Source organism: Enterococcus sp. C53, from assembly GCF_040887425.1.
Taxonomy (GTDB): Bacteria; Bacillota; Bacilli; order Lactobacillales; family Enterococcaceae; genus Enterococcus_B; species Enterococcus_B hirae.
The window spans coordinates 65,042-77,621 of sequence record NZ_JBFOFT010000001.1 but is presented as its reverse complement, the minus strand read 5'-3'; the positions used below and the strand labels follow the sequence as shown (position 1 = coordinate 77,621).

11 protein-coding genes and 1 tRNA gene are annotated in these 12,580 nt (G+C 37.2%); 3 read left to right on the top strand and 9 right to left on the bottom strand.

The window, feature by feature from the left end:
* Positions 1-222: 222 nt before the first annotated feature.
* The 3 genes from AB3I42_RS00405 to AB3I42_RS00395 form a co-directional block, all read right to left on the bottom strand.
* Complete coding sequence (locus tag AB3I42_RS00405) at positions 223-912, bottom strand: hypothetical protein (protein ID WP_010738441.1); 690 nt, start codon at positions 910-912, stop codon at positions 223-225.
* 443 nt (positions 913-1,355) lie between these two features.
* A complete protein-coding gene (locus AB3I42_RS00400; RefSeq protein WP_010738442.1) occupies positions 1,356-2,213 on the bottom strand; it encodes a DegV family protein in 858 nt (285 codons plus the stop codon).
* Positions 2,203-2,769, bottom strand: a complete 567-nt coding sequence (locus AB3I42_RS00395) for a DUF1836 domain-containing protein (RefSeq protein WP_010720056.1) — start codon at positions 2,767-2,769, stop codon at positions 2,203-2,205. Before AB3I42_RS00395 ends, AB3I42_RS00400 begins: the two co-directional genes overlap by 11 nt.
* 314 nt (positions 2,770-3,083) lie before the next feature.
* Between AB3I42_RS00395 and AB3I42_RS00390 the strand changes: the two genes are divergently transcribed.
* From AB3I42_RS00390 to AB3I42_RS00380, 3 genes are all read left to right on the top strand, one after another.
* Positions 3,084-4,028 carry a tocopherol cyclase family protein gene (locus AB3I42_RS00390; protein WP_181914644.1) on the top strand — a complete coding sequence of 315 codons (945 nt, stop codon included), beginning with the start codon at positions 3,084-3,086 and terminating at the stop codon, positions 4,026-4,028.
* A gap of 248 nt (positions 4,029-4,276) precedes the next feature.
* Positions 4,277-4,349: transfer RNA gene (locus AB3I42_RS00385), tRNA-Lys, on the top strand.
* A gap of 418 nt (positions 4,350-4,767) precedes the next feature.
* Positions 4,768-5,367 carry an SOS response-associated peptidase gene (locus AB3I42_RS00380; protein ID WP_010738444.1) on the top strand — a complete coding sequence of 200 codons (600 nt, stop codon included), beginning with the start codon at positions 4,768-4,770 and terminating at the stop codon, positions 5,365-5,367.
* A gap of 268 nt (positions 5,368-5,635) precedes the next feature.
* Here the strand turns inward: AB3I42_RS00380 and AB3I42_RS00375 are convergent, their stop codons facing one another.
* From AB3I42_RS00375 to AB3I42_RS00350, 6 genes are all read right to left on the bottom strand, one after another.
* Positions 5,636-7,363, bottom strand: a complete 1,728-nt coding sequence (locus AB3I42_RS00375; RefSeq protein WP_010720060.1) for an ABC transporter permease/substrate binding protein — start codon at positions 7,361-7,363, stop codon at positions 5,636-5,638.
* The gene (locus tag AB3I42_RS00370; RefSeq protein WP_010720061.1) at positions 7,356-8,549 is read right to left on the bottom strand and encodes a glycine betaine/L-proline ABC transporter ATP-binding protein; all 1,194 of its coding nucleotides are present in this window, start codon (positions 8,547-8,549) and stop codon (positions 7,356-7,358) included. Before AB3I42_RS00370 ends, AB3I42_RS00375 begins: the two co-directional genes overlap by 8 nt.
* Before the next feature lie 200 nt (positions 8,550-8,749).
* Positions 8,750-9,382, bottom strand: coding sequence for a GntR family transcriptional regulator (locus tag AB3I42_RS00365; protein WP_010720062.1), 633 nt, complete (start codon positions 9,380-9,382; stop codon positions 8,750-8,752).
* Between the two features lie 192 nt (positions 9,383-9,574).
* Complete coding sequence (locus tag AB3I42_RS00360; RefSeq protein ID WP_010738445.1) at positions 9,575-9,697, bottom strand: hypothetical protein; 123 nt, start codon at positions 9,695-9,697, stop codon at positions 9,575-9,577.
* Positions 9,698-11,833 (bottom strand): ferrous iron transport protein B, encoded by a 2,136-nt coding sequence (gene feoB / locus AB3I42_RS00355; RefSeq protein ID WP_034866187.1) that lies wholly within the window; start codon positions 11,831-11,833, stop codon positions 9,698-9,700. It lies immediately after the preceding gene.
* Between the two features lie 3 nt (positions 11,834-11,836).
* Positions 11,837-12,337: a ferrous iron transport protein A gene (locus AB3I42_RS00350; RefSeq protein ID WP_010720065.1), complete on the bottom strand. Its 501-nt coding sequence runs from the start codon at positions 12,335-12,337 to the stop codon at positions 11,837-11,839.
* Between the last annotated feature and the right edge of the window lie 243 nt (positions 12,338-12,580).

Here is a 12,580-nt window from a genome sequence, read left to right as displayed (position 1 = left end):
ATTATTGTCATACTCTCCCATTATAACGTATTTTCCAAGATGTTTCATCTTTGTAAAAAAAGCCTTACAGAAAACATACACTTCTCACTTGAATCCTCATTTTGTTTATCCTTTATTTGTTTTTGGTGACAAAAAATAAACGAATCAAAAAATAGCAATTTTTCGATTCGTTTTACTGATTGATAGGGCTATTTTATTTTTTATAGAAAACGACGGTATTCATCAGTTATCTACAACTTGTACCGTAATTAATTCTTTGACATCTTCAGGATTGCCAGTCGGGATCGAAACAATCGTTGCTTGATCAAGGATTTCTTGTTCCTGCTTTTTCACTGCTGCTTGATCTCTTGGATCACCTTGAAAATGACTCGGAACAGGATAACAAGTGATCGTACCGTTATGATTGCTTGAATAAACAACTAAACTTTGATAACCATATTCTCCTGAAAGAGTGACCGTTTCAGTTGGAAAAGTCAAACTCGTGCTATCATAAGGATTGACTGCTGCTCCAGCAGCTGAATGTGACACATGAAGTTTAAAATTCCCACTGGCTAAATCGGTTTTGTAATGTGTACCCATAACCGCTAACCAGACACGGGCATATTCAATTTGGTCGTTTGTATAGCCACTTAGCGGATTGGGAGTGACCATTGTTTCGGTGGTGCTGCTGATTGTCGTTGATGCGCTCGTTGTTTCATTTTGCGTAGTATTCGTATTTTTCGCGACAGACTGGGAGTTAGTCGTAGTAGATTGGGTTTGTGATGATGCTTGTTTGGCTGAACTTGAAGAGTTAGTCATTGTTTGAGTTTCACTGGATGAAGCAGCCTTTGATTCTTCTGCTTTATTTCCTTTTGTGCCACAACCAACAAGAAGAAAAGCTGAAATAACCATTACAAATCCTACTTTTTTCATTTATACCACCTCTTTTTATTAATAGTTCGTATTATAACATTTTACGCTGCCAAATACATCGCTACTTAAGCTATATAATATTTATCTTTTTTTGTTTAAGTTGTAAGATGTTGATTTTTATCTTTCCTATCGCTCAGAGTAATTCTTAGCTAAACGATCAAAAACGATCAAAAAGAGACTAAGGCAAAACTTGCCTCAGTCTCTTCTAGTATCTCTAAAAACGAATAAACGGTGAGACAAAAGCAGCATCTTCGGAAATAAGCCGAAATTAACCAATAATTTGGGAAGTGCCAAGTAGATAACAATTAACAGCAACACTAGTATTTATACTTCTTTTCAATTTCCGAAAATCCCTTCTTATTTCTCGATGCTAAACACTTTTATTTCAACCTCTTCTTTGCTATTTTAAGCTGTTTGACTTTGTTGAATAGCTATTTTTCTGATTACTTTTCTAATACTTGAACCCCGACGCCTAACAAACCAGGACCTGTATGAACAACAAGTGCAGGGGATATTTGACCAAAATAGATTTGTTGCGCTTGTGGAAATTCTTCTTTCAATCTAGCCATCATCTCAGTTGCTTCTTCTTTGGCGTCTCCATGCGCAACGGCTAAGTTAAAGACTTTAGCTGTTCCAACTCGTTCTTTCACATAGGAAACAGTTCGATCTAGACTTTTTTTACGACCTCTTGCTTTGCCCACTGTATAGTAAATGCCTTCATCATTACAAGAAATGATTGGATTTAATTTTAAAGCCGTTCCTAATATAGAAGCAACTAACCCAATCCTTCCCCCTTTTTGTAAATATTCAAGGGTTGCCACGTTAAAGAATACTTTGGTCTGTTTGACTAATTCATTGAGTCTTTCAATCAATAATGACCATTCCATTCCTTCTTCTAACCATTTAGCTGCTTGAATTGCTGAAAAGCCTGCTCCGATCCCAATGTTCTTAGTATCTAGTACATACGCTTCCAATTCTTCTTGTTGTTGGGCAATCAACCGAACGATGTTATACGTACCACTTAATCCACTTGAGATTGTTACTGCTAAGATTTTTTCATAGCCGTCCTGTTTGATCTGTTCAAAAATTTTGGTAATTGTTTCGCCATCAGGTAAAGATGTTCCTGGAATCTCTTGAGGTAATCTTTGATAGATTTCTTCCGGAGTAATATCAACTTTATCAGTATATACTCGATCTTTATAAATAATCTTTAATGGAATCACATACATTTGATATTTTTCAATTAGCTCTTGTGGAACGTCTGTCCCAGAGTCTACTAAAATCGCCACTTTATTTTTCATTTTTTTTCTCCTCAATTAAATACTCAGTTTCTAGACTAATCGTTTTTTCTGCCAACAATTTCATCGCAAATGACAAGGTCGCCGATCGAACTGCGATATATTCTACGGGTATCTCTTGCTCCAATATCTGTGGATAGACTTCTCCTTGAGCCAATTGGCTAACCATTTTGATGGCTTTTTCTTGTTCGTGACAAAATAGATTGTAGGCTTCACGGATACCAACCGTTTTCCCTTGAAAGAGGATTCCTTCTTTAATTTCCGGAATCGTTAGAACTTGCTTCAATGATGTAATTGCAATTAAAAATGCAACATGCTCTTTGTTGTATCGTTTTTTGATGGGCGCTGGAACTAGCCCTAATTTCACATAGTTATTTACCATTGAAGAGGTCAACAATGGATGTTTCTCACCTCGGATAACAGGAGAAAGATAGCGATCAACTAACGTTCTGACCTGATCCATATAAAGTTCTAAATCAGGAAGTTCATCCCACTGAGGTAAATGATAATTTTCCAGTTCTTTTCCCCATTCAATTAATTGTTGTCGCATTTTTTCCATTGCTTGTTCTCCTTTGTTGTTTTCACAAACATCTTATTAGAGTTATTAAAAACATCCAATCTAGTTTTTTTAACTAGGTAATTCAATTATAATAAATTTCTCGAGAAAATAAAACAATTTTACTTGCGAATACCTAAAATAAAACAATCTTTCCCTCCTTAAATAGATATCTTGGTTCTTTGTTTGCTATTTTTTCTTACTTTTCTGATTCCTTAAGACCTACGGATAGTAACTTGCTTACTTCTAAGCTTATTTGAAACCTTCAGTCCATTCGGCATGGTACACTGAATAAGAGTGAATGGAGGGAAATAAAGATGATTCCAACAGATAAATTTTTTCAAGGAGAAAACAAAACCCACCCTTTTTTTGAAGGATGGTATTTTAAACATCAAATCGGAAATAACGTTTATGCTTTCATTCCTGGCTATTCGATTGCGGAAAATGGCGAAAAGTCTCCCTTTATACAAGTAATCAGTCATGAACATTCCGAGATTTTTTATTTTGATAGTGCGCAACTCTTTATCGAAAAAGAACATTTATTCATAAAAATTGGTGAAAATATCTTTAGTGAAAAGGGTATTTCTCTTTCGTTAACCAATGGCAATCTGTCGATTCATGGAACGATTGATTATGGCGATTTTACACCTATCCATCGGACCTACTATGCTCCTAGTATCATGGGCCCTTTTTCTTATTTCGCTTTTATGGAATGTTACCATGGGATATTAAGCATGAAACATTCACTACAGGGAGAATTAGTCTGGAATGATCAACCCATTGATTTTGATCAGGGGATTGGTTATATAGAAAAAGATTGGGGCTCTTCTTTTCCTGCAACTTATGTATGGGCCCAGTGTAATCAATTTGAGACGTCCGATGCACGTTTTTTCTTTTCTGCAGCAGAAATTCCATTTCTTGGTGGACGTTTTTTGGGAATCATCACAGTTTTGCAGATCCAGAGCGAAGAATATCGCTTTGCTACTTACTACGGAGCTAAAATTTTATCGATCGTCCAAGAAAAAGACTATTTAGTTATCACGATCAAACAACAACAGCTTAAATTAACACTGGCAGTCCTGCAAAAAGACGGACATCTATTAATGGCGCCTCACAAAGGATTGATGAATCGAGTGATTCGTGAAAAAGCCAGTACAGAAATCTATGTAACGTTACAAAAAAATAATGAAACGCTTTTGGAACAAAAAGGGATCGCAGCAGGATTTGAGGAAGTGGATCATTTGCATGGTTTTACCTACTAAAATAGGAGACCCGCCATTAAAAATGGCGGGAAGGAGTAAAAATGAAAAAGTGTTAGGGTTCGTTCTTTTGCAAGAACTTTTGTTGGTTGGTATGGTTATATCATACTGAGCATTTGTGAATAAACTATGAATGAATTTCTATAAAGACGTAAAGTTTTTTATGATTTTTTTTAAGCTAGTCTTGCATTTTAAAATCTACAGTGCTACTATTATTAAGTAATATTCAGTAAATATTTCATAAATTTATTGGGCCGTTAGCTCAGTTGGTAGAGCAGCTGACTCTTAATCAGCGGGTCGCGGGTTCGAGCCCCTCACGGCCCATTGGGTGCCAAACCCACGTCATCAGTACATTCTTGGCTACTTCGGTAGTTTCGAAAAGAGTGTACGTGATGACATTTTTTGTTTTTCGGATATATTTTTTTGATTGATCACTTAGTATTGTCCGGGGGAAAACTACGAATGAATGAACTCCGCCAAACCGTCAATTAATTAAACCACATTGCTTCCTCTAACAGATCTCTTCATCGCAACTAAATGATAGCGTTCACTTTACTAATAAAGCATTTATCGTTACAATCTAATTAAAGTTTCAATGAAACAAAGTAAGTCTAGCCCTTTTGACGTATTACCAAAGAAGTTCGTACACCTTGGGATCCTATTTAGTTGATGAGACAGCCTTTTGCCAACCATTAACTAACTATTGGATCGTTTTATCAACTAGTAATTGGAGGAAAAAATTATGTGTGGACGTTATTTTTTTGATTTAGCATCCGATGAGCTGAAAAAATATTATGAACAAGTAAAGCCACAGGCGGAAAGTCGGCAAATCCACATTGGAAAAAATGAAATTTTTCCATCGAACCATGTAGTAACATTAGGTCTTAATCAAGAATCCGTTGTTGTGCCAGGTATCACTCGTTGGGGCTTTACCGGTTTTAAAAAAGGACAGCTAATGATCAATGCTCGAGCAGAAACTGTGGAAGAAAAAAAGACATTCTCTCACCCTTTCAAAGAGACTCGTTGTGTTTTCCCAATGTCGGGTTTTTATGAATGGGATTCTGATAAACACAAAGTAATGTTCACTGACAGTCAAACGTCCGTCCTTTATGTCGGTGGTTTTTATCGAATCCATAAAAATGAAGCTGGATTTGAAACCGAATCAATCATTTTGACCACTCAACCAAGTCAATCAGTGCTTCCCGTTCATGATCGCATGCCCTTAATCCTAGCAAAAGAACAGATTAAAGACTGGCTTAATGATTTAGATTTTGCAAGGAGTCAACTGACAGCGAAGATGCCTGAGTTAAGTCGACGAAATGTAGACGAAAACCATATATAACCAAAAACAAACATGTACTGAAAAATACAATGAGCAAAATGCTTCTCAGATACTTCGGTTTGTTTTGAAGTGTTGAAGCATCATAACATTATTCAAATATTTACAAAAAATTGAACGAACACCTCAATACTAGCTGTCTTGCACAAAAACTTCTAATATATTGGTACAAAAAATGAAGCGTTCCAAAAATAGTAAAGACTATTTTCAGAACGCTTCATTATGATTTACTAGAGTTTGATCGAACTTTTCGTGATCAGTTACCTAAACATTATTCTTTCCAGCTATCGACTGTTTTTTGATTTTCTTTGATCCAGTCTTGCGCTGCTTGTTGTGGATCTTTTCCGTTATTGATTTCTAACATGACTTTTTCCATATCTTTTTCTGACCAGTGGAAATTATCTAAGACCTTATATGCTTCTGGTTGGTCTTCTTTTAATCCTTTGCGGACGATCGTATGGATTTCTTCAGCACTTCCCATAGCTTTTTTAGGATCTTCAAGATACTTCAAGTCATATTTAGCAAACATCCAATGTGGAGTCCAACCAGTAATAACGATTGGTTCTTTCTTTTTGATGGCTTGACCTAATGCCACTGTCATCGCACCTGAAGAAGAAGTTTCTACGGTCCAATCTTTTAAGTTGTCATATTGCTTGATTGTATTTTCAGCAGCATTGACGACTCCGGCACCAGGTTCAATACCGGTGATTTTCTTACCTGCTTGATTGGTTAATTCTTCAATTGAGTTGACATCCATATAGCTTGGAACAGCTAAGCCAACTTTAGCACCAGTTAAATTAGCACCTAGATCATTTATTTGGTCTTTGTACTGTGCATATTGAGAACCATGGGTTTTTGGTAACCAAGCAGCTACCATCCCATCTGATTCTCCTTTAGAAACAGATTCCCACATGATGGAATTATCTAATGGTGTGATCGACACATCATAGCCCATTCCTTTAAGTACTTCAGCAACTACATTCGTTGAAGCTACTTCAGTATCCCATTCTACATATGAAAGATTGATTTTTTTTGTTTCTTTGTTATTAGCTAAACTACCTAAGCCAATGGCACCTAAAATCACAACCACTACAGCTCCAATAATGATTCCTTGGCGTTTTTTACTTTTTTGTTTGTTCGCACCTGTCGCTTTTTTATTATTTGGTTGATTCAAATGTTGCGTAAAACGGTCAATGATGATCGCCAAGATAACTAAAGCTACCCCGTTAACAAATCCATTTCCGACTTGTGCACGTTGTAATGCTGACAAGACGCCACGACCTAATCCTGGCGCTCCAATCATTGAAGCAATCACGACCATTGAAAGTGACAACATGGTGGTTTGGTTGATCCCCGCCATGATCGTACTTTTAGCCAATGGTAATTCTAACTTGAACAGTTTTTGCCAACTGGTACTACCAAATGAATCAGATGCTTCCACCAATTCTTTTGGTACTTGGCGAATACCTAGATTTGTGAAACGAACAGTTGGTGGTAACGCAAAGATAACTGAGGCGAATACCCCTGGAACCATCCCAATCCCAAAGAATGCAACTGCTGGGATCAAGTAAACAAATCCTGGCATAGTTTGCATAAAGTCAAGGATCGGTTTGATGATACTTTGCGCTTTGCTGCTTTTTGCCATTAAGATTCCTAATGGTACACCAATAATGATGGAGATCATACTAGACAATAAGACAAGTGTCACAGTATTCATCAAATCAGACCATAACCCTTGATTGTAAATAAACCATAGACCGATCAACGTAAACAAGGTCAGTCCTGGACGTTTCTTAGAGATAAAGAATGCAACGACTGTTAATAAAAGGATGAACACTGGTGCTGGAATAACTAATAATAAATTAGTGATCCCAGACATCACTGCTTGCCCGATCGTTTGTAGAAAAGCAAATAATCCTGCAAACGTAGTCGTAAACCATTCTGTCAATTTTTCAACCCAATCTGCTACGGGTAATTGATAGTTTAATAAATTATTCATGTTCATTCACCTCACCTGATTCTGCTAATGCTTCAATCACACTTCCTCGAATGACAACCCCTTTAAGTTTACCGTTGTCAACGACTGCTAGTGGCGTAGGTGAATCATAAATAATATTGAAGATATCACTGACAATCATGTCTTTCCCAATGACAGTGACATTTTCATCTAAGAAATCAATTAACGGCCGTTTTTGGCGTCTGGCTTCTAGCGCTTGATCAGCTGTAATGATTCCTTTTAAGTTTCGTTTTCTATCGACTGCCATCAACATACTTACTTCTTCGTTGCGCATTCGAGTCAATGCAACATTCGGACCATCTGATTCAATATTGGTAGTCAACGCTGGAACCATGATATTTTGAGCTGTTAAGACTTTGGAGCGATCCACTTCCTCCACAAATTCTCGAACATAATCGTTAGCAGGATTCGTTAAGATTTCTTCCCCTGTGCCGATTTGCATGATTTCACCATCTTTCATCAATGCAATACGGTCACCGATTCGCAACGCTTCGTTTAGATCATGGGTGATGAAAATGATTGTTTTTTGGACATTTGATTGTAATTCGAGTAGTTCATCTTGCATTTCACGGCGAATCAACGGATCAAGAGCAGAAAAAGCTTCATCCATCAATAAAATCTCTGGATCGTTGGCTAATGCTCGAGCTAGCCCCACACGTTGTTGCATCCCACCAGATAATTGATTTGGATATTGATCTTTAAATGAAAGCAAACTTGAGTTTTCAAGTGCTTGTTCTGCTTTTTGTTGGCGTTCTTCTTTCGGAACTCCTCGAACTTCTAAACCATATTCCGTATTTTCTAAGATCGTACGATGTGGAAATAACCCAAAGTTTTGGAAAACCATATTGATCTTGTGACGACGAACTTCACGAAGTTCTTCTTTACTCAATTTTGAGATGTCTTCTCCATCGATATAGATGTTTCCTGCTGTTGGTTCGATCAAACGATTCAATAATCGAATCAAGGTTGATTTCCCACTACCGGAAAGACCCATGATAACGAATATTTCGCCTTCTTGAACATCAAAGCTAGCATCGTAAACACCGACCGTTGCGCCGGTTTTTTTCAATATATCTGTCTTCGGTTGATGATTCTTCATCATTTCTAAAGCTACTTGTGTCTTTTTACCAAATATTTTTGTTAAATTTTTTACTTCTACCTTTACCAAACAAATTTCTCCTTTTTTATGTTTATGTAAATTCATTTTACTTTCTGAAAAAAAGTGACCACACTATACTAACATCGTGTAGTCACTTTGTCAAAAAGGAGACTTTTTTGTTTGCTTCCAAAATAAAAAAAACTTGAATAAAGCCCTAGCGGTTAGGCTTATTCAAGATTAAAATTTGATGATAAAAAATAATTGAAGGACTAGTTTTCTGGATAGAAGAAATTAGTCATTCTTTGTAAGGTAAATTCGTTTCCAATGAAATGTACAGTGTCACCCGCTGTGAATTTAGCATACGGTCCAGGTGAAACGAGCAACTCTTCTTTATGGGAAATCGCAATCACTGTCGCTCCTGTTGCTTGCCAAATATTCAACTCGCTGATGGAGCGGTCAAGATGGGTCGCTTCTTTCGTCAACGTTAATTCAAATGGCAATAAAGGATTCATCTTATGTATCCGTTTCGTTTGACTGACTAATTGATCTAATAATTGTGAAAAATGATCCAATTCTTCTTGTTGCTTTTCTACACTTGCCATAATTTCAGCTTTTGTTTCTTGGATCGATTGAACATCTTGGTATTGCAATAAAAAATCTTTGGCTTTCTCTTTTGAGGCAACGAATGCCCCACTGCCATGGCGAACCTCCATGATCCCTAGATCAACTAGCACATTGATTGCTTTTCTTGTAGTTTCAGGAGAAGCATTATATGTACTTGCTAAAGTGGATCTCGCATGGATCTTCTCCCCTACCTGATAACGGTTTTCCACGATTCGTTCAGCCAGATCAACTGCGATTTGTTGGTATCTTGGACGAACAATTTTTTTCTTTCCTGCCATTTATTCTCCTCTTCCTTCTCTTTTTCAGTTACATCTTACTATGGGAAATCAAAATAAGCAAAAAATCTTAAAAAGGTTTTAAGTCTGTTCCTTGGAGAAAAATCAAAAGAAGCAGAATCAACCACTCAAAAAAACAACGAACGATGAACTGTTTTTCGATCATCACTCGTTGTTTTTATCATCACACATCCGTTAGATTTTCTTTACTGGGCAAGCACTTTTACAGTCATCACACGTTTTTCCTGATTTGATACGTGAAAATATAATATAACCAGCACTGCCAAAGATCAATACACTTAATAAAAAAGTCGCCATTTAATTTCCACCTTCTAATGATAACGTCAAAATTTCTTGTTTCTTCTGCTGCTTTTTCAATAAAGCGTAACCTAATCCAATCAGGACCATACCTGCTAAATAAGTCGAAAATACGATAGAGCCGCCTTCTAATAAATGAGCGAACTGATAAATCATGAAGCTTACCAAGTAAGCAAACCCACATTGATAACCAACTGCGATCAGTGTCCATTTCCTTGAATTCATTTCACGATGGATCGCACCGATTGCTGCAAAACAAGGGGCACAAAGCAGATTGAACGACAACAAGGAATAAGCAGCAGCGGAAGTATACGTACCTTGTAATGCTTGCCAAATCTCTCGACCATTTTCCGCTACTTCTTTGTGCCCAAACAAAATACCAAAAGTCCCAATGACATTTTCTTTGGCCACTAATCCAGTGATCGTAGCTACTGTTCCTTGCCAATTCCCCCATCCTAGTGGTTGGAAAAGAGGAGCCACAATCCGTCCAACACTTGCTAGAATACTTTGATCTTCTGTAACAGGTTGACCAAAAAAGTTATACGAAGAAGTAAACCAAATCAAAATACTTGAAACAAAGATGATCGTTCCTGCTTTTTTGACGAATGATTTACTGCGGTCATAGGTTTGGCGTAAAATCGTTGTTCCTTGTGGAAAATGATACGCTGGTAGTTCCATAATAAATGGTGCGGTATCGCCAGCAAATAACTTCGTCTTCTTCAACATGATCCCTGATAAAACGATGGAAGACATACCTAGAAAATAAGCAGAGGGTGCTACCCAAGAAGTATGGGGGAAAAAAGCTCCTGCAATCAAAGCAATGATTGGTAATTTAGCAGAACATGGCATAAACGTCGTGACCATAATCGTCAAGCGCCGATCTTGCTCATTTTCAATGGTTCGGCTAGCCATCACCCCTGGAACGCCACAACCTGTAGCAATCAACATAGGAATAAACGATTTTCCTGACAAACCAAATTTCCGAAATAAACGATCCATCACAAAAGCGATCCGTGACATGTAGCCACAATCTTCCAAGAAACTTAAACACAAGAACAAGACGATCAGCTGAGGTAGAAAGCCCAACACTGCGCCTACCCCTGCTATGATTCCATTGAGGATCAATTGTTGCATCCACTGTGCCACTTGCCAGTTGACCAGTACCTGTTCGACGTGTTGTGGCAACCAGCTGCCAAATAACGTGTCATTGATCCAATCAGTTCCCATTGTTCCGATTGTTTGAATCGCTAAATAATAGATCAGCCACATGACAAAAGCAAAAATTGGTAAAGCGAACCAGCGATTAGTAACGATTCGATCGATTTTATCACTGATGGACAAGCGAAATGAATCCGTAGACACGACACAAAGTTCAGTAAGTTGCGTTAGCCATTCATATCGTTCATTAATAACTATTGTTTCGCTATCTTCATCAAATAGTCTCTCTGTCAGACGAATCAGCTGCTCAATTTCTTTTTCTTGTTTTGTCGTTATTGTTTGTTTTTCCCATAACTGTGGATCACGCTCAAAATATTTGATGGCAGACCAGCGTTGAAAAGGCTGATCTTTTCCTAATATCTCTTCGATTTCATGGATTGCAGCTTCTAGTCGATCGTCATAATTAGTTAGTAAGGATACCTTCTGTTCTTTTGGCTGCTTGGAGGCATCAATGATTTTCTTCGTGAGTTTATCCAATCCTTCTTTTTTCAATACACTGATAGGAATCACAGGTATGCCTAAACCATAACTTAATTTTTCGACATTGATTTTTTTGCCATTTTTTTTAATGATATCCATCATATTCAGTCCGATAATGATGGGGATTCCTAGATCTAATAATTGTGAAGTCAGATAAAGATTTCTTTCTAAATTTGTGGCATCGACAATATTGATGATCAGATCAGGACATTCGTTGGTCAAATAATCTCTCGCAATTACTTCTTCAGGTGTATAAGGTGACAGGGAATAGATTCCAGGTAAATCTTGAATCTTGATTATCGGATTCTTCTTCATTTTTCCTTCTTTTTTTTCCACCGTTACCCCTGGCCAATTCCCTACGTATTGTTTAGCACCAGTTAAGGCATTGAATAAACTACTCTTTCCACTATTAGGGTTACCGACTAAAGCTACCTTCATTTTTTACACCTCTTTTTGCACAAGGATCAACATTGCTTCTTCTTTACGAAGCGTTAACTCATACCCTCGCAAGGTAATTTCTAACGGGTCTCCTAGTGGTGCTAATTTTCTTACGGTCAAAGGAACATTTTTCGTTACACCCATATCCATCAAACGCCGTTTAACAGCGCCTTTTCCATGTATCCCTACAACGATTCCTCGTTCTCCAACAGTCAGTTGATCTAATGAAGTCCAGTTATCCTTAGAAAGTTCGTTCTTTTTCACTAAAATTTGTTTAAACAACTCTCGATCGATCGCGATCCGATTATTTTTTAGCAGGACGATTCCATTACTTCCTGATCGATTGATAACAACGAGTTTACTTCCAACGATTATACCGAGATTTTGCAAATGTTTTTTGACTGCTTCACTCGTTTGCAATTTTTCAATTTGGTAAACAAGATTTAGCTTCGCTTCTTCTAAAGGGACAGTGGCATCTAAAGATAAAGTAGCATTCAAATTCATAAATCGATTTTCATCTCCTTCTTGTGAAAAACATCATGATAGTTCTTTCTATTTATTTTCCCTATTATTTACTTCATTTATCAACATACATTGAGAATCATTCTCAATAAGAATACTCTCGTTACTTGATAAAGTCAACGAACGTTGTGATTTTATGAGCGAACTTTCATTTAACCATTTAATAAGGAGATAAAAAAATCTTTTCGGGGATTTTTCCACAACCTTCACTGTACTAAAACAAGT